General features: G+C 66.3%; 22 protein-coding genes. 11 read left to right on the top strand and 11 right to left on the bottom strand.

Annotated features, from left to right (window positions below):
• Both WDO72_09815 and WDO72_09810 read right to left on the bottom strand, forming a co-directional pair.
• Complete coding sequence (locus WDO72_09815) at nt 1-1056, bottom strand: SMP-30/gluconolactonase/LRE family protein (protein MEJ0085969.1); 1056 nt, start codon at nt 1054-1056, stop codon at nt 1-3.
• A gap of 13 nt (nt 1057-1069) precedes the next feature.
• Nucleotides 1070-3364, bottom strand: coding sequence for a glycoside hydrolase family 3 N-terminal domain-containing protein (locus WDO72_09810; GenBank protein ID MEJ0085968.1), 2295 nt, complete (start codon nt 3362-3364; stop codon nt 1070-1072).
• Between the two features lie 95 nt (nt 3365-3459).
• Here WDO72_09810 and WDO72_09805 point away from each other — a divergent pair, with 95 nt between their 5' ends.
• Genes WDO72_09805 through WDO72_09785 form a run of 5 tightly spaced genes read left to right on the top strand, consistent with a single transcriptional unit; the run spans nt 3460 to nt 8350 of the window.
• Nucleotides 3460-3807, top strand: coding sequence for an L-rhamnose mutarotase (locus WDO72_09805; GenBank protein ID MEJ0085967.1), 348 nt, complete (start codon nt 3460-3462; stop codon nt 3805-3807).
• 53 nt (nt 3808-3860) lie between these two features.
• Entirely contained in the window at nt 3861-5264 is a 1404-nt protein-coding gene (dacB, locus tag WDO72_09800; GenBank protein ID MEJ0085966.1) for a D-alanyl-D-alanine carboxypeptidase/D-alanyl-D-alanine-endopeptidase, read from the top strand.
• Nucleotides 5265-5292: 28 nt separating this feature from the next.
• A complete protein-coding gene (locus WDO72_09795; GenBank protein MEJ0085965.1) occupies nt 5293-6723 on the top strand; it encodes a GTP-binding protein in 1431 nt (476 codons plus the stop codon).
• A gap of 2 nt (nt 6724-6725) precedes the next feature.
• The gene (locus WDO72_09790) at nt 6726-7763 is read left to right on the top strand and encodes a WD40 repeat domain-containing protein (GenBank protein ID MEJ0085964.1); all 1038 of its coding nucleotides are present in this window, start codon (nt 6726-6728) and stop codon (nt 7761-7763) included.
• Nucleotides 7760-8350: a hypothetical protein gene (locus WDO72_09785; GenBank protein ID MEJ0085963.1), complete on the top strand. Its 591-nt coding sequence runs from the start codon at nt 7760-7762 to the stop codon at nt 8348-8350. The genes WDO72_09790 and WDO72_09785 overlap by 4 nt, the downstream gene beginning before the upstream one ends.
• On the opposite strand, the gene WDO72_09780 is transcribed toward WDO72_09785, so the two are convergent.
• Nucleotides 8347-9489, bottom strand: a complete 1143-nt coding sequence (locus WDO72_09780) for a glycosyltransferase (protein MEJ0085962.1) — start codon at nt 9487-9489, stop codon at nt 8347-8349. The two genes, WDO72_09785 and WDO72_09780, sit on opposite strands and share 4 nt — an antisense overlap.
• Nucleotides 9490-9562: 73 nt before the next feature.
• Here WDO72_09780 and WDO72_09775 point away from each other — a divergent pair, with 73 nt between their 5' ends.
• From WDO72_09775 to WDO72_09765, 3 genes are all read left to right on the top strand, one after another.
• A complete protein-coding gene (locus WDO72_09775; protein ID MEJ0085961.1) occupies nt 9563-10879 on the top strand; it encodes an amidohydrolase in 1317 nt (438 codons plus the stop codon).
• A gap of 118 nt (nt 10880-10997) precedes the next feature.
• Nucleotides 10998-12299 (top strand): MFS transporter, encoded by a 1302-nt coding sequence (locus WDO72_09770; protein ID MEJ0085960.1) that lies wholly within the window; start codon nt 10998-11000, stop codon nt 12297-12299.
• 202 nt (nt 12300-12501) lie between these two features.
• A complete protein-coding gene (locus tag WDO72_09765) occupies nt 12502-12669 on the top strand; it encodes a hypothetical protein (protein ID MEJ0085959.1) in 168 nt (55 codons plus the stop codon).
• A 10-nt stretch (nt 12670-12679) separates the two neighbouring features.
• Here WDO72_09765 and WDO72_09760 read toward each other — a convergent pair whose 3' ends face one another.
• Genes WDO72_09760 through WDO72_09750 form a run of 3 tightly spaced genes read right to left on the bottom strand, consistent with a single transcriptional unit; the run spans nt 12680 to nt 18616 of the window.
• The gene (locus WDO72_09760; protein ID MEJ0085958.1) at nt 12680-14809 is read right to left on the bottom strand and encodes an ATP-binding protein; all 2130 of its coding nucleotides are present in this window, start codon (nt 14807-14809) and stop codon (nt 12680-12682) included.
• Nucleotides 14810-14814: 5 nt separating this feature from the next.
• Complete coding sequence (locus WDO72_09755) at nt 14815-16467, bottom strand: protein kinase (protein MEJ0085957.1); 1653 nt, start codon at nt 16465-16467, stop codon at nt 14815-14817.
• A 4-nt stretch (nt 16468-16471) separates the two neighbouring features.
• Nucleotides 16472-18616, bottom strand: a complete 2145-nt coding sequence (locus WDO72_09750) for a TonB family protein (protein MEJ0085956.1) — start codon at nt 18614-18616, stop codon at nt 16472-16474.
• 226 nt (nt 18617-18842) lie between these two features.
• Here WDO72_09750 and WDO72_09745 point away from each other — a divergent pair, with 226 nt between their 5' ends.
• Genes WDO72_09745 through WDO72_09735 form a run of 3 tightly spaced genes read left to right on the top strand, consistent with a single transcriptional unit; the run spans nt 18843 to nt 20696 of the window.
• Nucleotides 18843-19772 carry a hypothetical protein gene (locus WDO72_09745; protein ID MEJ0085955.1) on the top strand — a complete coding sequence of 310 codons (930 nt, stop codon included), beginning with the start codon at nt 18843-18845 and terminating at the stop codon, nt 19770-19772.
• Nucleotides 19773-19776: 4 nt separating this feature from the next.
• Entirely contained in the window at nt 19777-20256 is a 480-nt protein-coding gene (locus tag WDO72_09740) for a GNAT family N-acetyltransferase (GenBank protein ID MEJ0085954.1), read from the top strand.
• Nucleotides 20257-20267: 11 nt separating this feature from the next.
• The gene (locus WDO72_09735) at nt 20268-20696 is read left to right on the top strand and encodes a rhodanese-like domain-containing protein (protein ID MEJ0085953.1); all 429 of its coding nucleotides are present in this window, start codon (nt 20268-20270) and stop codon (nt 20694-20696) included.
• 73 nt (nt 20697-20769) lie between these two features.
• Here the strand turns inward: WDO72_09735 and WDO72_09730 are convergent, their stop codons facing one another.
• The 5 genes from WDO72_09730 to WDO72_09710 all read right to left on the bottom strand — a co-directional run bounded on the left by WDO72_09730 (nt 20770) and on the right by WDO72_09710 (nt 26132).
• On the bottom strand, nt 20770-21516 hold the full coding sequence (locus tag WDO72_09730; protein ID MEJ0085952.1) for a general secretion pathway protein GspB: 747 nt from the start codon (nt 21514-21516) through the stop codon (nt 20770-20772).
• A gap of 1 nt (nt 21517) precedes the next feature.
• Nucleotides 21518-23113: an AAA family ATPase gene (locus WDO72_09725; protein ID MEJ0085951.1), complete on the bottom strand. Its 1596-nt coding sequence runs from the start codon at nt 23111-23113 to the stop codon at nt 21518-21520.
• 119 nt (nt 23114-23232) lie between these two features.
• Nucleotides 23233-24507 (bottom strand): DNA polymerase IV, encoded by a 1275-nt coding sequence (gene dinB / locus WDO72_09720; GenBank protein MEJ0085950.1) that lies wholly within the window; start codon nt 24505-24507, stop codon nt 23233-23235.
• 43 nt (nt 24508-24550) lie between these two features.
• Nucleotides 24551-24982 carry a DUF4399 domain-containing protein gene (locus WDO72_09715; GenBank protein MEJ0085949.1) on the bottom strand — a complete coding sequence of 144 codons (432 nt, stop codon included), beginning with the start codon at nt 24980-24982 and terminating at the stop codon, nt 24551-24553.
• Between the two features lie 25 nt (nt 24983-25007).
• Nucleotides 25008-26132 carry a DUF3667 domain-containing protein gene (locus tag WDO72_09710; GenBank protein ID MEJ0085948.1) on the bottom strand — a complete coding sequence of 375 codons (1125 nt, stop codon included), beginning with the start codon at nt 26130-26132 and terminating at the stop codon, nt 25008-25010.
• Nucleotides 26133-26136: the final 4 nt, after the last annotated feature.

The following is a 26136-nucleotide window of genomic DNA, read 5'->3' as shown; positions in this document are numbered from 1 at the left end:
CTAGAATCCCTGGCCTTTGATGTTGAGGCGGATGCGCGCCACCATGTTGGACGAGGTCATGTACAGCGTCTTGCCATCGTCGCCGAATTTGCAGTTGGCGGTTTGTTTGCCGTCCCAGATACGGCCGAGGCGCTTGCCGTCCTTCGACAAGACCAGCACGCCACCCGGCGCGCTCGTGAAGATGGTGCCGTCGGCGGCCACGGTCAAACCGTCCGGTGCGCCCGGCGCCTTGTCGTTGGCGAGATCCGTGGTGTCGTGGAACAGCTTTTTCGCGGTGACGTTGCCGTCCTTGTCCAGCGTGTAGGCGTTGATGATCGCCTTGCTGCCTTCGGACTGTGCCACGTACAAAGTGCGCTCGTCCGGCGACAGCGCGACGCCGTTCGGCCGCGTCAGCTCCTTCTCGATGACCGTGACTTTGCCGTCCGCGCCGGCGCGATACACGCCGTTGAACGGGATTTCCTTCTCGGGCGCATCGTCGAACTTCTTGAAGCCGTACGGCGGATCGGTGAAGAACACCACGCCGTTCTTCATCTTCGTCACGTCGTTCGGGCTCGAGAACTTCTTGCCTTCGAAAGTCATCGCGACCGGCGTCTTCTTCTTCGTCTTCAGATCCAGGCGCTGGATGCCGCGGTTGCCGGTGTCCGCGATGAGAATGCTGTCGGGCCCATCGATCGCGAGTCCGTTCGCGCCTGCTTCACGCCAGATCGCCGGGTCGAACGTCACCGCGCCGGAAGGGTCCAGGAATTTCTCGAGGCCGCCTTTCTCGGACCACTTCCACATCTTGTTGCCGGGCACGTCGGTGAACAGTAGATAGCCACCGTTCTTCACCCAGATCGGACCCTCGGCCCAGCCGAAGCCTTCGGCGAGTTTCTCAATTTTCCAGTCCTTCGGCACGATGGCGTCCATCGCCGGATCCCAGCGATCGATGCGGCCATCTGTTATTTCGGTCGGCGCGTGGTTCGCCGCCATGACGGGAGTCGCCGCGCAGGCGACCGCGCCCATGGCCGCGACGATGAGCACACCCAATCCCGAGCTCGTGCCGGAAAAATTCCTCATGGAAACCCCCTCGTCAGTAGTTTGAAACCGTCACCCGCGTGGCCAGCGCCGCCGCTGGCGCGGTGCCCGCGTGTGTTTTTGTTATCTCGAACGAACCGCTGGCGCGCAGGTCCGCGGACGACGCGCCAATCCAGAAATCGATGCGGCCCGCTTCGATGAGCCACTGTCCACGCGGGCTCCAGAATGCCAGTTGTTCGGGCGTCAGGCTGAACGTTATGCGCTTGCGGGCACCGGCCGCGAGGTCCACGCGCTTGAAGCCGCGCAGTTCGAGCACCGGCCGCGCCACCGTCGCAACCGGGTCGCGGACATAAAGCTGGACGACCTCGTCGCTCGCGACCCCGCCGGTGTTTTCGACGGTGATGGAGATGTCGACGCGTTCGCCAGGGCCGACGGTCCCGGTGCTCTGCGCGAGATCGCCGTAGCGGAACTCGCTGTAGGAAAGGCCATGGCCGAATGGATACAGCGGCGTGATCGGCAGGTCGTGGAACCGCACCGTGTCCTTGGCCAGATCGGCATCGGCGGGCCGGCCGGTCGGATTGCCTGCGTAGTTGAACGGCACCGCGGCCGAGACACGCGGAAATGCCGCGGGCAGCCGGCCCGCGGGCGAATACTGACCAAACAACACGTCCGCGACCGCGTTGCCGCCTTCGACACCTAACATCCACGTCTCGAGAATCGCGGGCGCCTGTTCCGCCAGCCAGGACATCGCGAGCGGCCTGCCGTTGGCGAGCACCACCACCACGGGTTTGCCGACGGCCAGCACCTGGCGCGCGAGCTCGAGCTGGCTCGCCGGCAGCTCGAGACTCGAACGGCTGCGCGCTTCGCCCGACAGATCGTAGTCCTCGCCGATCACCAGCACCGTGGCGTCGGCGCTTTTGGCGATCTTCACCGCCCACGAAATGGCCGACAGATCGGCAGTGCGCGGGTCCGCGCCGGGCGCGGTGATGACCTTGAGCGACCGCGGCGCGGCGGCCGTTATTCCCTGCAGGACGGTGACGACTTCCTCCGCCTTGCCCTGCGCGCGCCACGAGCCGAGCGCCGACAGGCCGTCGGTGGCCAGCGCGCCGATGACCGCCAGTGTGCGCAGCTTGTCGGAGCGCAGCGGCAGCAGCTTGCCATCGTTCTTGAGCAATACGATCGACTGCCGCGCGACCGCGCGCGCCGCTTCGCGATGCTCCGGCGACGCAAGCTCGCGGGCTTCGCGTGCGACATCGTTGTACTGCATTGGATTGTCGAACAACCCGAGCTGCTCCTTCACACGCAGGATGCGCAGCACCGCCTCGTCCAGTAGTTTGAGCCGCAGCTTGTCTTTGGCGATGGCGGTCTTCAGATCCTCGGCGTACACGCCGCCGACCATGTCCATGTCGACGGACGCATCCAGCGCGAGCACCCCGGCCGCCGCGCGATCCGCCGCGACGCCGTGATTGAGCAGTTCGCCGATGGCGCCCCAGTCGCTGACCATCAAGCCCTGCCAGCCCCAGCGTTCGCGCAGCAGGCCGCGCAACAGGTCCCGGTTCGCGGTGGTCGGCACGCCGGCGATGTCATTGAACGCCGCCATGAACGATCCGGCGCCGGCACGCGCGGCCGCGTAGAACGGCGGTAGATAGACCTCCTGCAGCGTGCGTTCGGAGAGATCCGCGGTGTTGTAATCGCGGCCGCCGATCGGCGCGCCGTACGCGCCGAAATGTTTCGCGGTGGCCATCAACGACCCCGGCCGCAGGCTGTTGCCGCCCTGGTATCCATTGACCTGCGCGACCGCCATGCGCGCGCCAAGATACGGGTCTTCACCCGCGCCCTCGACGATGCGGCCCCAGCGCGGATCGCGCGCGATGTCGATCATCGGGGCGAACGTCCAGTGCAGCCCGGCGGAGGTGGCTTCATCCGCCGCGACCCGCGCCGCGCGCTCCTCGCTTTCTGGCGCCCAGGTAGCTGCCATCGCCAGCGGCACCGGGAAGATGGTCCGGTAGCCGTGCACCACATCCATGGCGAACAACAGCGGAATGCCGAGGCGCGATTCCCCGACCGCGACTTTCTGCAATTTCGCCAGCGGTTCGGCGCCCGCGACATGCAGGTAGGAACCGACGGCACCGACGCGCACGCGTTCCAGTTCGGCATCGTCGAGCCGCGAGTTGAGCGCCTTGCTGCGCCCGCCAGCGCGTTGCACCAGCTGACCGATCTTTTCGTCGAGCGTCATCTTCTTGAGCAGCGCCTCGGGACGCGCGACGGCCTGGGCTAGGGCGTGACTTGCGCAGGACAGGAAGGCGACAGCAAGGAAGGCCACGGCCGCGTGACGCAAAGGGCTCGACAAGTTCGCATCTCCCCCGTTTGAGGTCTGCGGAATCTACCCGAAACATTTGCAGGCCGGCACATGAATTCACGGCTCCGAAGCGGCACACTTGCCGCATGCAACGCCTGTGTTTCGCGCTCGATCTCAAGAACGACCCCGGTCTCATCGAGGCCTACAAAAAGTGGCACGAGCCCGGCGCGCCGCCCGCCGCCGTCACGCGTTCGATCCGCGCCGCCGGCATCGGCGCGCTCGAGATTCACCTGTGCGGCAACCGGCTGTTCATGATCATGGACGTCACGCCGCAGTTCTCTCTGGCCGCGAAGGCCGCGGCGGACGCCGCAAACCCGGATGTGCAAGCCTGGGAGAAACTGATGTGGAATTTTCAGCAGGCGCTTCCCTGGGCCACGCGCGGCCAGAAATGGATACCCGCCGAAAAAATCTTCGACCTGGCGCAACAGCCATGAGGCCATGGTGCCGGGTGGGGAATGTGGGGAAAACCGGGCCAAGTCGGTGCCGGGTGAGACTTGCGCAGTTCACGGCGTGTGCGGCACTGCTTCTGCTCGGCACCGCCGCCGCACGCGCCGCCGATCTCCTGCCCGAAGCGTATCTCGCCAAGCTCGCCGCGGCGCGAATCCCCGCCGCAGCCGCGGCCGTGGTCATCAAACCACTCGACGACGGCGCGCTGCGCTGGTCCGCGAACGACAAGAAGCCGATGAACCCCGCCAGCACGATGAAGCTCGTGACCACGTATTCGGCGCTGCACTTGTTAGGCCCCGCGTTCACCTTCCGCACCGAGCTGCTGGCCGACGGCCCGGTTACCGCCGAGGCGTTGCGCGGCGACCTGTACGTGCGCGGCGGCGGCGATCCGCACCTGGTCATCGAAAATCTCTGGCAGATGGTCACCCGCCTGCGCGGCTTCGGAATCCGCGACATCCGCGGCGATCTCGTGCTCGACAAGACCATCTTCGAACCGCTCAAACACGACCCGGGCGAGTTCGACGGCGAGGAGGGCCGCGCCTACAACGTCGGCCCCGATGCGCTGCTGCTCAATTTCAAATCCGTCGCGATCACCTTCGTGCCCGATACCGTGGCAAAGGTCGTGCGCGTGGTGGTGGTGCCGGAGGTGGCGGGCCTCAAGGCGCCGCGCACCGTGGCAGCGGCCGAAGGCGGCTGCGGCGACTGGCGCGGCAAGCTGCGCGCCGACATCAACGACCCCATGAACATCCGCATCGGCGGCGTCTACCCGCTGGCCTGCGGCGAGCGCGCCATCTACGTCGGCGCGCTCGAGCATACTAACTACTTCGCCGCGGTGTTCCGCGCGTTGTGGGAGCGGCAGGGCGGCACGTGGACCGGCAAGGTGCGCGAGGGTGCCGTGAGCCCGACCGCGCGCCTGGTCGCCGCACAGGAATCCCCGCCGCTCGCCATGCTGATCCGCGACATCAACAAGTTCTCCAACAACGTCATGACGCAGCAGCTGTTCCTGACCATGGGCGCGGCCGGCGGCGAGCCCGGCAACCCGGCGCGCGGCGCCGCCGTCGTGCGCGGCCTGCTGGCTGCCCGCGGCATCGACGCTCCCGAGCTGATCCTCGAAAACGGCTGCGGCCTCTCCCGCATCGAGCGCATTTCGGCCGGGTCGCTGGCCAACGTGCTGGGCGATGCCTGGAAGAGCCAGTGGATGGCCGAGCTCATGTCGTCGCTGCCCATCTCGGGCGTGGACGGCACCATGAAGGGCCGCGACGTGCCGGTGGGCGCCGCGCACATGAAGACCGGGCTGCTCGAAGACACCCGCGCGGTGGCCGGTTATGTCCTCGCGGCGAGCGGCAAGCGGTACGTGGTGGTGGCCATCATCAACCACCCCAATGCCCGATATGGAACCAGCGCCCACGACGCGCTGATCGAGTGGGTTTACCGGGTGGGTTGAGCCTCACAAGCCCCTATAATTCCCTCCCATGTCAGTCACACCTTCACGTGTACCGGTCACGGTACTCACGGGCTTTCTTGGCTCCGGGAAAACCACGCTCCTGAACCGCATCCTGTCGGAGAATCACGGCAAACGCATCGCGGTCATCGAGAATGAATTCGGCGAGGTCGGGGTCGATCACCAGCTGGTCATCGGCGCGGAGGAGGAGCTGTTCGAGACCAACAACGGCTGCATCTGCTGCACGGTGCGCGGCGACCTGATCCGCATCCTCGGCCAGCTCATGAAGCGCCGCGACCGCTTCGACTACATCATCATCGAAACCACCGGCATGGCCGATCCGGGCCCGGTGGCGCAGACTTTTTTCCTCGACGACGAGCTCAAGAACCAGTTCTCGCTCGACGCCATCGTGACGATGGTCGATGCGAAGCACTTCGAGCAACACGTCGAGGAGCTGAACGAACCTGCGGAGCAGGTGGCGTTCGCGGACCTGGTGCTGCTCAACAAGACCGACACCGTCGACGCCGCCGCGCTCGAGCGCATCGAGCGGCGCATCCGCGGCATCAACGGCACGGCCAAGATCCTGCGCACGCAGAATGCCAACGCGCCGATCGACCAGGTGCTGAACGTCGGCGCGTTCGACCTGCAGCGCGCGCTCGCGGTGGATGGTTCGTTCCTCGAGCCGGAATATCCGTTCGAGTGGGGCGGCGTCTATCAGCTGACGCCCGGTGACTATCTACTCAAGACGGCAGGTGTCCACGACCATTCAGAACACGAACATGGGCACGCTCACCACGGACACGACCACGACCACGCGCATCACGATCATGGCCACGCACACGAGGACCACAGCCACCAAGATCTCGACATCGTGGTCCTGCCCGTGGCCGCCGCGACAGCCGAGGCGCTGCAGGCGGCGATCGAACCGGCGGTGCGCGCTTACGCCGACCCGGCGACCGTCGTTGCGTGCCACGGCACGCTCGATGCCGCGCCTTCCCACAACGCCATCGACCTCTCCCACCCCGGTGCGGACTTCACGCTGAAGATCGAAAACGCCGGAGCGTACGCGCTGTTCTGCGAACACCACCCGCTCGAATTCGGTCTGCACCTCGCCGGCCAGCGGCCGGCGGCCGAGCGCAAGTTCGCCTCGCATCACCACGACGACGACATCAGCTCGATCGGCATCAGCGATCCGCGCCCGCTCGACCCGGCCAAGCTCAATCAGTGGCTCGACTATCTGCTCAAGACGCGCGGCCAGGACATCTTCCGCATGAAGGGTGTGCTCAACGTCAAGGGCGAGGATCGTCGCCAGGTGTTCCACGGCGTGCACATGATGTTCGACGCGCAGCCGGAACGGCCGTGGGGCGATACGCCGCGCATGAACAGCCTGGTGTTCATCGGCCGCGACCTCGATCGCGCCGAATTCGAAGCCGGTTTCGAATCCGCCGTCGCAAAGAACTAGCAATGGCCAAGCAGTCCCTGTCCTTCGCGCTCGAGCCGCGCGCCAGCGCGAACCTGGACGATTACGTCGTCGAGTGCGCCTGGTCGCCCGACGGCAAATCACTGGCGGTGGGCGGTGGTGAGGGCAAGGTGGCACTGGCCCGTTTTACCGCCGGCCAGCTCTCGCTCGCGACGGTCGGCGAACATTTGTTAGGCACGCTGGCGGTGGCCTGGCAGCCGCACGGCGGCCTGTTTGCGAGCTCTGGACAGGACGGCGCGCTGACACTTTGGGACGGCGCCGCCGGCCGCGAGAAGCTGCGGCTCAAGCCCGCGCCGACTCCCACGCAGGCGCTGGCCTGGGCGCCGGATGGCGCCATGCTGGCCAGCGCCGCCGGCAAGGGCGTGACGCTGTGGTCGTCGCTGGGGGAAAAAATCCACGCTTTCGCGCCGGCGGCCAGCACCGCCGTGGCGCTGTCCTTCGACAAACCCGGCACCGATCTCGGGGTTGCCCTGAACGGTGAAATTTGTGTGCACCGTGTCGAGAAATCCCGCTACGAGACACGGCGTTACAAGTGGCCGGCCGCGTGTCTCACGGTAAACTTCAGCGGCAATGGGCGCTTTCTCGCAACCGGCATGGCCGATGGATCACTGCATTTCTGGAACCGTTCGACGGCCAAGGATTCGCAGATGCGCGGCTATGACGGCCGCCTCGAGCTCACCGGTTTCAGCGACAACAGCCGCTATCTCGCCTCGAGCGCAGGGCTGGAAGTCGTGCTCTGGGATTTCGGCGGCAAAGGCCCCGAGGGAACGAAACCCATCGTGCTGAACGGCCACACCGAACGCGTGGACAGCTTTGCCTGGCAGCCCGGCGGCGAGCACCTTGTTAGTGCCGGCCGCGACTGGCGCATCACGCTGTGGCGCCCGGGCAAGACCACGCAGCCGATCGACGTGCAGATGGGCGATGCCGAATACAGCGTGGTGCGCTGGTCGCCGGACGGCAAGTATCTCGTCGCGGGCGAGAAGAAGGGCCGGCTGACCGTCTTCGAACTGGTGGCGCGATGACCGTCGAGCTGCGCGATCTCGCCCCCGACGAACGCAAGCTGGTTCAACAGCGATTCGAGGAGCTGGCGGGCAAACGCTTCGCACCCTCGGCCAAGCGGCCGCGCCACGAGGTGTGGTGGCCGAAAGCGCCGCTCGATGGTCGCGCCTTCCCGGAAGGTGTTCATCCGCCCGAAGGTGATGCCGGTTTCAACGAGGCGGCGCGTCTCATCGGCTTTCTCAACGGCGTCTGCGGCGGTGAGTTCTACATCGCGAACCTGAGCGCGCCGAAGCCGCACTTCCGGCACACCGGCCGGCTCGACGATGAGTTGTGCCGCTGGCTGAAGACGCGGCTGGTGTCGAACCCCACCTGTCTGCTCGCATCCACCATCGATGTATTCCTGGTGGTCGATACGCAGCTCAACTACTCGGTGATCGGCGGTCCGCCGGAAGTCATCGCCAAATTCGAAGCGCGCTTCGGCGGCGCGCAGGCCCTGCAGCAGACCTTCAGCAACTTCGTCGATCAGATGCACCTCGGGTCGGGGCTCGACGACGTGAAGTGGGCGCAGGATCACCTGCAGAAATGGTCCGGTTGGAGCGAGCCCGCCTAGGCGGCAGTGAACGACTCGCCCGACGCCGGCAGGCGCCGCAGGTTCACCGCGGCCTGGTACCGCCCCATCAATCCCTGCAACACCTTCGTCCAGCTGTAGTTAGCCAGCACGTGCTGGCGCGCGGCCCGGCCGAGCGTTTCCAGGTCGCGCTCGTACAACGCCGCGACGCCGGCCGACAGCCGGCTCGCGGCCAGCTCGACGCCGGCGTGAGTATCGACCAGCTGGCCGACGCGCTCATCCAGCAGTTCCGGGATGGCGCCGGCGCGCGGCGCCACCACCGGCCGCCCGCAGGCCAGCGCTTCGAGAATCACGAGGCCGAAGGTCTCGTGGGCGCCGGCATGGACGAAGGCGTCCGCCGAAGCGAAGTATTCCGCCAGCGTACGATTGTCGCGGCAATACGGCAGTCGCGTGACGTTGCCGGCACGCGCCGATTCGCCGCCGCCTAACAACAGCAGGTGATAGGGGTCGCCCAGCTGCCGGAACGCTTCGACCAGCACGGGAATGTTCTTCTCGGCGGAGAAGCGCCCGGCGAACACCAGCAGGCGCGTGTTCCGCGGCAGCGCCAGCTCGGCCCGCAGGTCGCGCACGCGGCGTTCGGGCGCGAACGTCTCGACGTCCACGCCGAGCGGCTGGCAGCGGGCGTGTTTCACGCCGATGCTGTGCAGGTACTCGCACATGTGGCGGCTCGGCGCCAGAACCAGTTGCGCGCGCTCGTAGGTGAACTGCACGTACGTCTCGATGAACTTCTGCACGGCGCTGCCAAGACGTCTACCGGCCAGCTGCGGAAAATTCGAATGATAGAAGGCGATCAACGGAATGCCGCGCCGGTTGGCCACGCTGGCCGCGGCCCAGGCGGGATGAAACGCGTCTCCCACCTCGATGAGATCGGGCTCCAATCGCTCGATGGCGCGCGACCAGCGCAGCGGATTTAGCGGCAACCGGTAGTTGAACGCGCCGGGCACGAGGCCGCCGGCAACCATGGAAATCCCGCCGGGCGAATGGCTGGCGTTCTCGCCGGGCACGACGAGGCTGTGACGCCAGCTGGTATGCGCACGCATCCACTCGTGTTTCGCGAGCAGATAACGCTTCACGCCACCGCTGGTGGGTGAGAAGAAAAGTGTGGCGTCGACGACGTGCATGCGGTTGGTAGGCTCGTGACGGAGTATCGGAGCGTTGCAGTGGTGCGACCAGTCAGCGCATGCTCCGTTCCTTATGTCGCCCCACGCCTACAAGATGTTCCGCACACCGCTGCTGTGGGTAGCGCTGGCCGCTGCCCCGGTGTCGTTGGTTCACGCTGCCGACTTCGACGCTGGTCTCAAAGCCGTCGATCCAAAGGTGATCGCCTGGCGGCGCGACTTTCACCAGCACCCCGAGTTGTCGGACTACGAAGTGCGCACCGCGAAGATCGTCGCCGAGCATCTGACGAGGCTCGGACTCGAGGTGACCACGGGCGTCGCGCACAACGGCGTCGTCGGGTATCTCGCGACCGGCAGGCCCGGCCCGACCATCGCGCTGCGCGCCGACATGGACGCGTTGCCGGTCACGGAACGGGTCGATCTGCCGTTCAAGTCGACCGTCAAATCTAACTACCGCGGCGAAGAGGTCGGCGTGATGCACGCCTGCGGCCACGATTCGCACACCGCCGTGCTCATGGGTGTCGCCGAAGTGCTGGCCGGCATGAAGGGCAAGCTGCGCGGCAACGTGTTGTTCGTCTTCCAGCCGGCCGAGGAAGGCGTGCCGCCGGGCCAGGCGGGCGGCGCTTCGCTGATGCTCAAGGAAGGCATCTACGAGCGGTACAAACCCGCGATCACGATCGGCTGGCATGCGTGGGCGACGCTGCACACCGGCGAGATCGGCTACCGGGTGGGACCGTTCATGGCCGATTCGAACGCCTGGAAGATCGTGGTCAACGGCCGGCAGACGCACGGTTCGCGTCCATGGCGTGGCGTCGATCCGATCGTCGTGTCGGCGCAGATCGTCAATGCGCTGCAGACCGTGGTAAGCCGCCAGGTGGATCTCACCGATCAGCCCGCGGTGTTCACCGTGGGCGCCATCAAGGGCGGCATCCGCAACAACATCATCCCCGACAGCGTCGAGATGATCGGCACGATGCGCACGTTCTCGCCCACGATGAAAAAACAGATGGTCGAAAACATCGCGCGCATGACGGAAAAGACCGCGGAGGCCAGCGGCGCCACCGCCAAGTTCGAACTGGATGCCTACAACAATCCGGTGGTGATGAACGATCCGAAAGTCAGCGCGCGCGTGCTGCCCGTATTGCGCAAGGTGGCCGGCGAGAAGAACGTGAAGGAAATTCCACTCATCACCGGTTCGGAAGACTTCGCCTACTTCGCCAACCGGGTGCCGAGTTTCTTCTACATGGTGGGCGTCTCGCCCACCGAGCAGGATCTGAAGACCGTCCCCGAAAATCACTCGCCGCTGTTCTACGTCGATGAAAAAGCAATCCCGCTCGCGACCCGCGCGCTGCTTGCGGTGGCGATGGATCTGTTGGTGTCAGGTGGGGGCTAAGTCGGTGCCGGGTGGGACTTAGCGAAGCTGACATTCATCGAAAGCAATTGCCAATATCCTAAGTCCCACCCGGCACCGACTTAGCCCCCACCTGATACCAACCCGCTCGGAAGAAGACATGAACGAACGCAGTGACACTGGCGGTGCTAACAAGAAGCACCCCTGGTTGCCCGTGGGTGGTGCCGAGCGACGCATCGTCATCGCCGGATTCATGTTGTTGTTCTGCGTGCTCGGCGGCTACTTCGCCGTGCGGCCGGTGCGCGAAACCATCGGCACCATCCTCGGCCGCGAGGCCACCCAGAACCTGTGGATCTTCACCGCATTCTTCGCGATCCTGATCGTGCCGTTCTACGGCTGGCTCGTGGCGCACATCCGCCGTTCGGTCCTGCTGCCCACGATCTACGGCTTCATGGCCGCCGCGTTCGTCTGCACCGCGCTGATCTTCGACGCCGACCCGAAGAACGCCACTCTGGCGCGGGTGTTCTACGTCGGCATCAGCGTGATGAACCTCATGTTGGTCTCGGTGTTCTGGAGCTTCATGCTGGAGATACTCACCAGCGAACAGACCAAGCGGTTGTTCGGTCTCATTGCGGCCGGCGGCACGGCCGGCGCGCTGGTCGGGCCGCTGCTCACCAGCCTGTTCGTCACGCGGATCGGCAACGCGGGCGTCCTGTATCTCGGCGCCGTCATGTTCGTCGCGGCCGTGTTCCTGCAGCGGGTGCTGATGGCGCAATGGCGCAAGCTCGCGCTGGACGGCGTGCCCGGAACGCCGCAGCTCTCCGAGCGCGACCGCGCACTTGGTGGCAATCCCTTCGCGGGCATCATGCTGGTGGCGCGCAACCCGTACCTCATCGGCATCATGCTGTTCATCGTCGGCGTGTCCGCGATCAATACCTTCCTGTACTTCGAACAGCTGCAGCTCGTCGAAGAACAGTTCGAGGAGATCACCAAACGCACGCAGGTGTTCGCGAATCTCGACGCCATCGTCCAGGCACTGGTCATCGTGTCGCAGCTGACGCTCACCGGATATATCGCGACGCGCCTCGGGCTCACCGTGTTGCTCGTGACCGTGCCCATCATCATGGTGTTCGGGCTGTCGGTGTTCGCGATCAGCGGCACGTTCGTGGTGCTGGCGCTGGCGATGGTCATCCGCCGCTGGGGCGAATACGCGTTCATCCGCCCGGGCCGCGAGATGCTGTTCAGCAAGGTGGACCGCGAGAGCAAGTACAAGGCCAAGAACCTCATCGACGTCGCGGTCTATCGCATCGCCGACGCCGGCTTCGCGCAGCTCAAGAAATTTCTCGAGGCCATCGGCCTCAACGGTACGCTCGAGGCGTTCTTCACCGCGGGAATTGCGGCCCTGTGGGCGCTCAACGGCTGGTGGCTCGGGCGCCGGCACGAGAAGGAAAAAGGCTCGTAATCGCGCACGAGCCGTAACGCGCGTCGGACGATTCCGCCCGCGCCATAGGACGGGCCCGCGACCTTTCGGGAATGGGAACACCTGCGTTTCCCGGGCGTCGGCTGGACATGCCAGCTCGCGTGATTCGCTACCATCTCCCCGACCCGGTGCAGCGGCGGCCCGGACCGCAGCTTGCATTTCCGTTCACACCCACCGAGGCGCCATGAGCAGTCTATCTACCTTCCGAGGTGTGCCGGAGCGCGATGGCGCGAATTCTGCGACCGCCACCAGCGAGACGCTGGAGTCGCGTTTCTGGACCACGATGGTGATCGTGGCATTCTTCTTCTACTTTCTCTTGACGCCCGGCGACCAGGACCAGGTGCGGGCCTGAGCCCGGGCGCTCAAGCCACCGCGGCGTTCGTCGCCTTCTTCTCGTGCGGCAGCGTGATGCGGAAACGCGTGTATTCGCCCGGCTTCGTCGCGATACCGACGCGGCCTCCGGCCTTGCTCACCAGCTCGCGCACCAGGTCCATTCCGATACCGCGCGCACCACCCGCGCCGACAGTGGTGAAGCCGGGGCGGAAGATGAGGCTCGCGAGTTTGCGCACGTCCATGGTGGCGGCGACGTCGGCGGTGAGCACGCCCTGGCGTACCGCTTCGGCGCGAATCTTGTCGTGATCGAGTCCGCGGCCGTCGTCCTGCACGCTCAACTGATAACCATCGGCACCGGCGCGCGTGAACTGCACGGCCACGGTGCCGATTTCGGGCTTGTCCTGCACGGCGCGATCGGGCGGCGTTTCCAGTCCATGGCGAATCGCGTTGTGGATGAGCTGGCCGAGGATTTTCTCCACCGTCCGGCGGTAGCCACGCGGCACGTCTTCCAGGCCCACGACCACCAGCGACACGCGTTTTGCATACATGTCCGCGAGGAATGTCGCCATCTCCTCGAGGCTGTCCTGCGAAAGATCCGACAGGCGCGCCGTTTTCTGCGTCGCCGACGGCGCCCGCGAGATGCTCGTATCACCTTCGCCCTGCATCGCGGCCTGGCGCAGGCCGGGCTGGCGGATCGTGGTGCCGGTCGCCGTGGCCGAACGCTGCGTGACGTCGACGCCGGGCTGATCGCCGTTGCCGTTCTGCGTGTGCCAGTCGCTCAGCCGCGCCACGACCTCGCCCTGGATGGCGAGATGGCTGAGAAGGTCGTCGAGCTTGACGGCCAGCGGCAGGAAATCGTTGCCGGACAAGGTCTGCTTGTCGCGCAACTTGCCGAGCGCCTCTTCGAAGCGTTCCGCACGTTCGCACACCGAGGGCAGCGGCAGGCGCTGGGCGCGTGCGTGCACGCCGCGGATCAACTCGAGGATCAATACCAGCTTTTCCCGGAAGGCCTGCGGCTCGCGCGCGGGTAGTTTGATGATGGCGCGCAGCTGGCCGGCCTTGTCGCGCGCTTCGCCGAGGAAGTTTTCCAGCCTGGCGGCGTCGACGTGCATTATTTCCTTGAGCACTTCGCTGAGCCGCGCATCCGGCGGATCGATGATCGGCGCCGTGGCGGCCTTGCCGGACTTCGCCGTTTCCGCGTCTGGCGCGGTGATCGTGGTGAGGAGGTGCGGCGCGATCTCGGGGCCGCCCGCCGCACTGTCCAGCGGATCGAAGGCCGGCAGCGAGCGCGAATTGGCGGCGGTGCCTTCGATGGTGATGTGGGCCAGCGACGGCAGCGTCATGGTCGGCGCATCGGACCGCGCGTGCGGTACGGAGGGCAGGGAATCTTCCGTCACGTCGAGCGGACCGAGCTCGAATTCGCCGGTCAGCATGGGCTGCGCCAGCGGCGTGGGGGCGGCGGCGCTGGCCGACATCGCCGGCAGCGCGGCCACGGGGCCCGCGTTCATTTCCGACGGCGCGGGGGCGGCCTGCTCCGCGGAACCGGGCTCCATCAGTTCGTCGGGTACGTACGGTTTCAGCGCCGGGCGCGCGCCGGTCTCGCCCGCCAGGCGCTTCGCGAAAGTTTCTTCGTTGAGCACCGGCACTTCGATCGTCTGCGGGACGACCCGCGGCGCCGAGATGCGCTCGATCGAAACGATGATGTGATGCACGCGCCCGTCGACCACCAGGCGGGAAAAGCGGATGGTGAGATGACGCGCGCCCGAGTGCACCTTGACCAGCGGATTGAGCGTCGCATCGACGACCGCGGTGGGCTCGGCCTTCCACAACGATTCCAGATAGGCCACCGCATCGCGGCGCACGTTGACCGGAACCAGCTCGGCGATCACCTGCACGAACGCCGTGCCCGCGCTGCAGGTATGCCCCAGCAACTCGGGCGCCACCGAGGATGCCTCGCCCATGAGCTTGTGCTCGCGATCGAGGAACAACACGCCCGCCTGCGACAGCTCGAGCATCGCGTACGACTGCGCACGCGCCACGACCAGCTGCTCGTCGCGCGAGCGAATGCTGCCGCGTTGCGTGATCGCATAGAGGGTTACGCCGATCAGCGTGATCAGCGCCAGTCCCAAAGCCACGATCGGAAAGTTGATGTATTCCATGAGGGTCAGGTCGCGCGACCGGCGGTGATCAGCGCGGCCGGGTCGATGATGCCGCCGTCGCTCATGGGGGGTCCCAACTGTTCGAGCGCGGTCAGCAGCTCATCGCAGGACGCGATGCGCTGTTCGCGCGATTTCGACATGAGCCGCTCGAGCAGCGGTTGATAGGCCAGCTGGTGCACGGGTAACTCCGGCACCGGGGCCATCACGTGCTGCTGCAACACGTCGATGGCGGAAGCGCCGAGATAAGGTTTCTTGCCCGCGAGCATTTCATAAAGGATGACACCGAGGCTATAGAGATCGGTGCGCGCGTCGAGCGTCTCGCCCTGCGCCTGCTCGGGACTCATGTAGTAAGGAGAGCCGCGCAGCACGCCGGTGCGGGTGCTGCCGTCGCCGCCGAGCAAACTGCGGGCGAGGCCGAAGTCGATCAGCACGACGCTGCCGTCGTCACGCAGCATCACGTTCGGCGGCTTGAGGTCGCGGTGGATGATCCCGGCCTCGTGCACCACCTTCAGCGACAGCGCGATCTCCTTGAGGAAGGCGATCGCTTCGTCGGCGGTCAGCGGGTTCTGCAGGCGCGCCTTGAGGTCGCCGCAGGGGAAATATTCCATCGCCAGGTATTCGACGCCGTCGTGGATGCCGTAGTCGAACAGGTCGATGATCGACGGATGGTCGAGCGCGGCGATGGCTTCGAACTCGCGCTGGAACATGATCGAACGCTGGCCGGTGTCGTTCGGGTTCGCCTCGCCCGCGTGTTTGCGCTTCGAAATCTTGAGCGCGACGTTGTGGCCGAGATCCTCCGCGATCGCGAGATACACGGCGGCCGCTTCCGACTCGCCGATCTTCTGCAGGATCGTGTAGCCGGGAATCTGGTGGTTGTCCGGCGCGACCGGCCGGACTTCTTTCACTGCGACCGGCTGCGACACCGCAATCGCAGGGAGTGACTGCGCTGCCGGATCGTTTTTCACGCTGGTCTTCACTGGCGCCGGAACCGGTGTGACGGCGGGCGGCACGGACGAGAGCGCCACTTTCGCGGCACGCGCGAGGTTGGCGTCCGTGTGCGTGGCGATGTGCGCCGGCGCGGCCGCGGGCTTCGGTATGCCCGCCATCTGCGCGGCCTGCGCGAGCGTCGCGCCGGTGTGTGTGGCGATGTGCGGGCTTGCGCCCGTCTGCGCCCCGGGCAGCGTGGCGGACTTGTCGTCTGTCTTGCCGGCCGCGAGGGCCATGCGTTCGGCGCGGCGCTGGGCCTCCTTGTCGATGGCCCGCAACGTGACCTTGATGGAGCGCTGGATGCGCGGCGGCGTCAGCAGCCGCTTGGGTAGATAGTCGGCGGCGCCCAGCCGCAGGGTGCGGATGGCGGACAGTTCGCTGCCGTTGACCGCCAGGATGATCATCTCCGGGAAACCCGGCTGGCTGCGCAGCTTGCGGATCCAGTCGAAGCTGTCGTGCGCTTCCTCGATCCCCTCCGGAAAGTCCAGCGCCAGCATGACGATGTCGTAGTCGCGCACCGTCATCGCGGTACGCACGCGGCCGAACGAAGCCCAATCCATGATGACGATGGAGGCGGTCGGCCAGCCCGAGCTCACCGAGTGCTGCAGCCATTGGGCGTACTGGTTGTCGTCTTCGACGATCAGGAACCGTTGTGTGCGCGGCGCTTCCATTTTCTTATTCTTCCGAGAACCTGATACGCACGGCGGCGCGCTGCTCGACCGGTTTGCCATTCAGCAAAACCGGCTGGTACCGCCACTGTTCGATCGCGTGGATCGCGGAGGAGTCGTATACCTTGCGCGGGCTGGAGTTGGTGACGACGATGTCCGCGGTCGAGCCGTCGGCGCGCACGGTGAATTCGAGCTCGACCCAGCCATTCAGGGAGCGATTACGCATCGCGGCAGGAAATTTGGGCGCCACGTATTCGATGCGCGCCAGCGAGTTCGCGCCGACCACGGAGCTCTGCTGGGCGGCGGCGGCGCGTGCGGCCGTGAGATCACCTTCGGCGCCATCGAGATCCGGGCTGCTGAAGCCGATGGTGCGCGCTTCGAGCAGCCAGGCGTCGGCGGCCGGCAGATCGGCGCGCGCCAGCGCGGCTTTCATCTCGCGCAGATAGGCGCCACCGAGACTCTGGCGCCCGCTCACCACCGCCGCATTGCCGGCGTCGGTGTTGATGAGCTGCAGTAGATAGGACTTGGCGCTGCCGCTGGCGGGCTGCAGCAGGTTGTTCGCGGCGAGTGCGCCGTTGAACGACTGCGTCAGCGTCGTGATCTGGTCGGAACGCGCACCGATCAGCGTGTCCTGCAGCAGGCGGCGGATGGCGGTCATTTCCTGGCGGCCGGCGCCGGCGCCATCGGCGTTTGCCAGCCAGCGCTCGGTGTCGGCGGCATTGCCGCTGTTGGCGGCCGTCGCGGCGCGGGTCAGCAGTTCCTTTTGCAGCGCGCGGGTCGTCTCCTCCAGCGCCGGATCATCCGGAGCAATCTGGCGCGCGGCTTCCAGGTAGAAGCGCGCGTTGTCCTCGGAAGGTTCGATCAGCGCGCCGGTGCGCAGGCGCGTATTCGCCAGGCGCAGATAGGTGGCGCCCTTGGCCGCCTTGTCCTGCGCGTCGGCAGTACTCACGCGGGTCAGCGCCGCGCGTTCATGTTCCATTTCGATCTGCATCGAGAGGAAGGCGCCGCGCGCCGTGGCGGGCGTGAGCGTTTCGGCGATGCTCACCATCGTCCGCGCGTCTTCAGGATTGCCGCCGGTCAACGCGCGTTCGGCGGCGCTCAGCAGGCGATCCGCCACACGCACGAGGCCTGCCTTGGCGAGTGTGTTGGCGGGGTCGAGTTCGAGCGCGCCCTGGAACAGCTCCACCGCGTTCCGGCCGGCGGGCTTGGCGAGTTCGCCGCGTTGCAAGGCCGCTTCGGCCTGCGCCAGCTGCGCCGCCAGGCGCTGTTCGTGCGTCAGTACCGGCGGCGGTGGCGGAGTCTGCGGCGCGGTTTCGAGCGGTTCGCGCGCGGCGGATTTCTGCTCGGGTGCAGCACTTGCGGCCAGCTCCGTGGGTTGCGAGACCGGCGGAGCGTCGCGCAGCCGGTCGGCCACCGACTGCGTGTCGGCGGGCGCGGCGATCACGGGAGTTTCTTCGGGGATCTGCGCCTGCGGCGCGGGCGCGATCTGCGGCACGGATCCTGCGGCTGCCGGGCCGGCTCCGGACTCGCGGACCGTCGACACCGCGGGGACTCCGCCCGGGATATGCGCGTCTCGCGACGAAAGGAAATACCAGCCGCCCGCGGCGACGGCCATCAGCGCGGCGGCCACCGCACCTAACAACCCGGTGCGGCTCCGGCCCTCCGGCCGGGGAGCCGCGGGCTCGAATCTGGAAAAATCGGGACGCGTCTGTTCGAGCGTGCGTTCGACGTTCTCGACTTCGTGGCGGCGCAGCGCGGCTTCCACGAACAGGCGCACGCGCGGCGCGGACACCGGGCGATGCAGGAAGCGATACACCACACCCGTGGTGATCTGGCTCGCCACCTTCGATTGTTCCTCGGCGGTGCCCACGACCACGAGTACCAGATCGGGCCAGGTCTCGCGCAGCCGTTCCGCCAGCGAGGCGAGATCGCTTTCGATGAACATGCTGTCTAACAACGCGACCGAAACGCGCCGGCTGTTCAGATGCGGGCGCAGTTCGTCTTCGGAGGAGACGAGGATGAGGTCGGAAGTGGTATCGATCGTGCTGCGCAACAGCCCGATCAGCGCCCTATCTTGAGTAAGCGCGGCGATCGCCACGGGCGCATGGGCGCCAGCGAGCGTGGGCGATTCGAATTCCGTCTGCGGCAGCATGATGGGGGCGGCGCGACCTTCGAAAACCTGCAAAACAAGGGGAGCGAAAGCACTTTAACAAGATATGTAAGTTTATCGGGGAAGGCCGCACCAAGGCCCTGCGCGCAAGTAATCCGTGAACTGCGTCCCGCAGGCAATGTCTCGTAACGAGACGATTTTCACAGTTGATGCGGCGCTTTCCGGGCCGGTTATGATCGCCGCCGCGGTTTCGCGAATGGAGTGCCAAATGGCCCTGAAAGCCTTCTGTTTCGTATTCCTCGCGCTGGCGGGCGCCGGTGCCCAGGCCGCGGCCCCGAGCGGTGCACAAGAGAAGGGTGCGGCGGCATTTCTGGCCGCCGTGGCCAGCGGCAGCGCCCAGGCCATCGCCCAGGAACTGCACCCGGACGAGGTCGAGAAGCTGCGCACCCGCCTGCTGACGCTGCTGCGCGCGGAAAACCTGCGCAGCGACAACACCTACCGCTCGCGTTTGTTCGGCCCCGGCCGCACGCTCGCCGACCTCGAAAGCATGACCGCGGTACGTTTCTATACCGCGCTGTCCGACCGGCTGCGGCTGCGGTCGCGCGAATACGAAAAGTTCGACTGGCTGGCCGCGGTGCCGGACGGAAAGATCGTGTACCTCGTGGGCAAGGGTGAGCCGCCCAAAGAACGCGGCTCGGTCAAGGTGACGGTCACTGTCGCGCTGATGCAGTACGGCGCGCAGTGGCGTGCCGTCGTACCCAGCGAAATCGAAGCGCAGCTCGACGATCTGCTCGAAGGCCGCACGGCGGCTGCGGCGGGGCCCGCTGGCAGCGCGGGCACGGGCGCGGCTTCGCCCGCGGCGCCGGTACCGCTCGCGCCCGGTATCAGCGAGCTGCTCGCGCGTGCCGAGGCAAGCATCGCTGCCGGTCACTGCGAGGAGTACTACAACGAGTACATGAGCCCGAATTTCAACAAGTACATCTCGCGCAGCGCGAAGAAGACCTTGATCACGGCATGCAACAACAACGAAGGGCAGCGCGAAACCATGATCACCACGCTACGCATCGTGCAGGAGCTCTCGCCCAAGTATGACCTCGGTGGATCGCGCGCCGTCTTCGACGTGAGTGGACAGGGGCTGCCTTACGAGCGCTTCGTGCTCGAACGCGACAAGGACATGCGCTGGTACATCGCGGAGTAGTTGGATGCTGAATATTCGCCCCGCCACCCGCGCCGATGCAGCGACGATCGCGAGCCTGGTGCGCGAGCTCGCCGATTACGAAAAACTGCTGCCGGAGGCCAAGGCCACCGCCGCCGATTTCCTGCGCGAGCTCGACTCGCCGCAGCCGGTCATCCACGTGTTGATCGCCGAGTGGAACGGAGAGGCCGCGGGTTTCGCGCTGTACTTCTTCAACTTTTCGACTTTCGTCGGCCGCGCGGGTCTTTATCTGGAAGACCTGTTCGTGCGGCCGGCGCAGCGTGCACACGGCATCGGGCGGGCGTTGCTGCGCGCGCTGGCGCGCATCGCGAAGGAACGCGATTGCGGCCGCATGGAATGGGCGGTGCTCGACTGGAACGAACCGGCGCTGCGTTTCTACAAGTCGCTCGACGCGCGCCAGATGAAGGAGTGGATCATCCATCGCCTCACGCCCGCCGAGATCGCCAAACTCGCGGCGGAACATTGAAGGGGAAAACCATGAACAAACAAGTACTTCCGTTGATGTGCCTGGTCGCGCTCGGTGGCGCGGGTATGGCCGCGCCGTCGATGGCTGCCGATCCACCGGCGGCCAATGCGCAGGCCGCGCAACCCATCACCCAGTCGGAGCTGCTCGACCGCCTCGAAAAGAAAGACGCGGACCTCGTGGTGCTCGACGTGCGCACGCCGGCGGAGTTCGCCGCCGGCCATGTGCCGGGCGCGCGCAACGTGTCGCACGATCTGCTGTCATCGAAACTCCCAGAGCTCGCCGATCTGCGCGACAAGCAAATAGTGCTCTACTGTCGCAGCGGCCGGCGCACCCTGCTGGCCGAGGAAACGCTGCGCCAGGCCGGCTTCACCAAACTACTGCACCTGCAGGGCGACTACCTGGCCTGGGAAGCCGAGCACCGCCCGATCGAAGGCAACTAAAAGGGGACATGCCTATTTAATTGAGAGGAAAAGGGGTCCCCTTTTCCTCTCAATTAAATAGGCATGTCCCCTTTTAGTTGCCTTCGATCGAAAAGCGGGTGCCGCGGTAGGAAAGCTCGGCGCCGGTCGGGGTGATGCGATCGACGCGCACGCCCTCGGGCAACATCTCGCCCTCGCGCAGTTTGCGCATGTTGACGAACACGAATCGCTGCGCGGGATCGACGGCATACACGTGCAGATCGAGCCGCAGATCCGGCAGTTGCACGCCCTGCGCGAGCACTTCGTCGCGTGACGGAATCGAGCCCGCGCGTTGCGCGGCGGCGGCATTAGCGCGCGTGACGCTCACGGCCGGCGCGTAGTCGCGCGAGTCGTAGTCGGGCGGCACCGAAGGCTCGTGCCTCGACAGCTGCGGCTCCTCGGCCAGCGGCGGCGTGCTGCTCGGCGCGACGACGCCAGGTTCCGGATTGCCCGCACCCATCGTGATCGACGGCGCGGAATTGATCGGGATGTTCACCGTCGTGGGGATCGTGACGGTCGCGGGCACGGTAACCATGCCGGGCGGCGCACTGTTGGTGACGGCGCCGTTCGCGGAGGCGTTGTTTGCCGCGAGCGGCTCGGCCGCCGCCGCGGCCGCCCGGGGCTCGCGCAACAGCACCCACACCAGCACCAGTACGTTGACACCTAACAACACGCCGAGCCCGACGGCCCACAGAGGAAACCGCCGACGCGGTTGCGCAACCTTCACTTCGAACAAGGCGGGCGAGGACTGCCGCTGACGGTCGGTTTCGGATTTCTTGAGCGCGTCGAGGATGAATGACATGTCAGCTCCCGGCCGAATCGTGCAGGAACGGCGTGGCGGTGTCGTTCAAGGCGGCATCGAGCGCTACCTGGGTTTGCACGCCCGCGATGCCATCGACCGCGAGGCGGTTCTTGCGCTGGAATTCCTCGACGAGGTTGACCAGCGATTGATCGAACACGTTGCCGCCTTCCTCGGCCGGCAGGCCGCTCACGCGCCGCAGGCTGTCGCGCAGCCATTTCACGCGTGTATTGCGCGCGCCAAGTGCCAGCGGCTGCGAGCCGCCGGCGGCCGGTTTCCACAACAGCACGTAGTCGCCGAACCAGCTGCGCGACAGATCGCCGATGCCGATTTCACGCTGCGCGCCGCCCAGATCGACCTGGGCATGTTCGTCGTCTAGGGCGGCAAGCACTACTTGATGGGCACGTCCGTCGGAGCCGATCACGTTGAGCACCGCCGGCCGGTTGAACAGCCGCAGCTGCGCCAGCGAGCCGCGTTGCGTGAGGCATTCGAGCCCGGACTGGATCGCCTGGCTGCAGGGGTCCACCTGGCCCGCGACGTAACGCAGGCTCCAGAGTGCGAACAGTTTGTTGAACGCATTGTCCGGATCGGTCTCGGCATCGTACTGCGCGAGCAGCTCATCGAGCGTGGGCGCGGGTTTGGGTGCCGGCGCGGGAGCGGGCGCCGCGGCCACCGGCACAGGTCTCGCGGCCGGCGTCAGCAACCGCGGCACGATCAGCACGGCGCTAACTACCGCGAGCGCGCCGACCGCGGAACCCGCGGCCCACGGCAACCAGCGCGGTTGCACGCTGCGGCCGAACACCTCGCCGGCCGCGCGCCGCACGACGCTGGCGCTGACCAGGTGGCGGTCTTCCGTGAACGCGCCGAGCAGGGCGCGATCGCTGATGATGTTGATGAGCCGCGGCACGCCGCCGGAGAGGCGCCGGATCTCGCGCAGGCCGCCGTTCGAGAACACGTCGCGCGTCGCACCGGCGACGCGCAGCCGGTGGCGCACGTACGCGGCGGCTTCGTCACCCGAGAGCGGATCGAGGTGATAACGCCCGGTGATGCGTTGCGCGAGCTGCCGCAGCTCGGTGCGGCCCAACAACTCGCGCAGCTCCGGCTGGCCGATCAGGATGATCTGCAGCAGCTTCTGGGTTTCGGTTTCGAGATTGGTCAGCAGGCGGACCTGCTCCAGCACCTCGACGCTCAGGTTCTGCGCCTCGTCGACCACCAGCACGATGCGTTTGCCCTCGGCGTGCGCCTTGAGCAGGTGGAAACTCAGCAGATCGACCAGGTCCTTGAGGCTGCCTTCGGAGCGCGCCTCGACGGCGATGCCCAGTTCCTCGCAGATCGCCAGCAGGAACTCCGCCGGTGTCATGCGCGGATTGAGGATCAGCGCGATCTCGGCGTGTTTGGGCGCCTGCGCGAGCAGCGATCGAACTACCGTGGTCTTGCCGGTGCCGACTTCGCCGGTCAGCTGGATGAACCCGCCCGCTTCGTTGATGCCGTACACGAGGTGCGCCAGCGCCTCCGCGTGCCGTTCCGAGAGGAACAGGTAGCGCGGGTCGGGCGTGATCGAAAAGGGCTTCTCGTTGAGGCCGAAAAAGGAGGCGTACATGGCTGGTCGTGGGGACTGCGGTCTTGGCGAAAACGCCGCATGGGTTAAACGGGCGGGAAGTATTACACGGGCTTTCCGGCCCGGGGTATCGGCGGGCAAAGCGCCGGCCGGCGGCCTGATTACCGCCGCGGAGGCGGTGTCGGCGAGGTCCGACTGCGCCGCCGTCCGGGCGCTTCCTCGGACATATCCTCCGCGGGTTCATCGGCCCCACGCGCCTCGGGCAGGGCGCTGCCGCGGCGCACGGCGAAGTTGCCGAACCGTTCGCGGATGAGGTCCACGGCGGCATCGAGGGCCGTGGCGTTCGAGGCCCCGGCCGTTGCGGCCGAAGGCGCGGCAAACAGATCCATCTGGTCGGCCGCATGCAGGTGATTGACGCCCACGCCTAACAACCGCACGCGCGCACGCGGCTGCTCGCCGAGCCAGGCGGTGAGCAGCTCCGCGGCGATCTTGGCGATGGTGCGTGAATCGGTGGTCGAGGGCTCGAAGCGTTTCTGCCGCGTGAAGGTGGTGAAATCCGCGCGGCGGATCTTGACCTGCACGCAGCCGGTGGCGAGATTCTGCGCACGCATGCGCTGGCCGGCGCGATCGGCGAGCCGCAGCACCTCGGCCTGCATCCTGGCGTGATCCGCAAGATCGCTGAAAAACGTCTCCTCGGCGCTGATCGATTTCTCGTCCCATTCGGACATCACCGGACGATCGTCGATGCCGGACGCGCGTTCGCGCATGCGCTGCGAGTCGCGGCCGAAGATCGGCCACAAGACACTGTCGGGCGCGGTGCGCAGTTGTCCGAACGTCGCCAGCCCGGCCGCCTCGACGCGTTCGCCCAACTTCCGCCCGAGTCCCGGCAGCCGGCGCACGGTCAGCGGATCGAGCACCGCCCGCATGTTGCCGTCGTGCACCACCGTCAGGCCGTCGGGCTTCTCGAGATCGGAGGCGATCTTGGCCACCAGTTTGTTAGGCGCGACGCCCACCGACGCGCCGAGCTGGGTGACGGCGCGTATCCGGTCCTTGATGCCGCGCGCGATCGTGATCGCGTCGCCCTTCAGCGCGAGGCTGGCGGTGACGTCGAGGAAGGCCTCGTCGAGCGACAGGCCTTCGACGATCGGCGTGTAGTCGTGAAAGATCGCGAACACTTCGTGCGACACGTCGCGATACACGGACATGCGCGGCTTGACGCAGATGGCGTGCGGGCAGCGGCGCAGCGCCTCGCGGATCGGCATGGCCGAACGCACGCCGAATCTGCGCACCTCGTAACTGGCCGCGGCTACCACGCCGCGGTTGCTGGTGCCGCCCACGATCACGGGCTGGCCCCGCAGGCGTGGATCGTCGCGCTGCTCCACGGATGCGTAGAACGCATCCATGTCGACGTGCAGGATGGCGCGCAGGGCGGTCATGCCGTGTTGCTTGCCGCCGGATCGAACGAACGTTTCCGGACCGCTATTTTTCGACGGTGATGGTGATCTTCTTCGAGATCACCGCCGGCTCGTGCGGCACGTGCAGGAAATCGCCGAACACCAGCAACAACGTATGTTTGCCCGGCGCGAGCGTCAGCGACGTCTCCGTCTGCCCCTTGCCGAAATGCAGGCTCTTCTCGTTGGCGGGGATCGGCTGCGACAGATCGGCGGGCGCGTCGCCGTCGATGACCAGATGATGATGGCCGGTGTTGTCGAACTTGATTCCGGCGGGCGCGATGCCCATTCCCTTCAGGCCGAACACCACCGTCACCGGGCTCTTCACTTTCGCGCCATCCTTCGGCGACACGATGTACACCTCGGCGCCCGCGGGCGACGGCTCGCGCGCCTGCGCGAGGGACGCTGCGAGCGCGAAGGCGCCGCTGCAGACCAGCGTAACTAACAACTTGGATTTCATCGATATCTCCTCGGGTTGGAGTCGGCTACAACGTCAACGCGCTGTAGATGACGGTGAGCAGCAACATGGCGACCGATGTCACGAGGTAGGCGGCGCCCAGTGTGAAGTACTTCGCCAGCGTGAGGCTGCGTCCCTGTCGATAGACGTTGCGCATGGCGCGGTAGATGTACCACACCGAATAAAATCCCACCGCGGTGCCGAGCCAGCCCACGACCGGACTCATGAACGGCACCCGCGCCACGAGGATGAGCAGCGACGCCGCCAGGAAGATGAAGGCGTGATTGTGGATCAGGAACAGCAGGTGTTCGACGTAGTAACGCTTCGGCCGCCAGTACAGCAGCTTCATCACCAGCGCCAGCAGCGGCAGGAAAACGAACATCGCACGCGGCACGTTGTGGACGACCACCTCCCCGAGGCTGCTGCCGTCACCACTCGCCAGGCGCTGGCAGCGCTCGCGCAGATTCCTGCGGAACGCGCTGTCGGTACCCGACTGCTTCTTGAGCGACTCGCAGAAATCGTTGAGTCCGCCGAACGACACGTTGACGTTGCGGTTCGTCTTGCCGCCTTCCTCGTGCGCCGGCGCGGCAGCGTCCGCGTTCTTCGCGGGAGCGGAATCTGCGGCGGGCAATGGCTTGATTCCCTTTGCCTCGCGTTCCGCGGCTTTGGCCGCTTCGTTCCGAAGGTAGTCGGCGGTGCGCTTGCGCATCAGCTCGGGCAACGGGTTGTCGGGCGACTCGAACTGCTCCGCCTGCTCGAGCAAGGTCGCCGAATCGAGCGTCTCGCTCGGATTTTCGGGTTTCACGTTCACCTTGTCGGGAATGCCGACCAGGAAGAACACCACGCTGATCACGATGTACAGGCGGAATGGCGGCAGGTAACGCGCGCGCCGACCGTCGAGGAACTCGCGCGTCAGCAGGCCCGGCCGCGTGAGCAGGTAGACGAGCGTGCGCCACAGGCGCGAATCCGCGTGTGTGATGCTCTCGAACGCTTCGCTGGCGAAATGCGTGACCGTGTGCACGTGCGGCTCGTGCCGCTGGCCGCACTGCGCGCAGTACTCGCCCGCGAGCGGCGCGCCGCAGTTGGTGCACACCAGGGTCTGCGGCGGCGGCGGTTCTGGCGGACTAACTACCGGAACGGGTGGCGAATTCATCGTC

Source organism: Pseudomonadota bacterium (assembly GCA_037200975.1).
Lineage (GTDB): Bacteria > Pseudomonadota > Gammaproteobacteria > Steroidobacterales > Steroidobacteraceae > CADEED01.
Note: the sequence above shows the minus strand (reverse complement) of the source record. Positions and strands in the feature narration are given on the sequence as shown.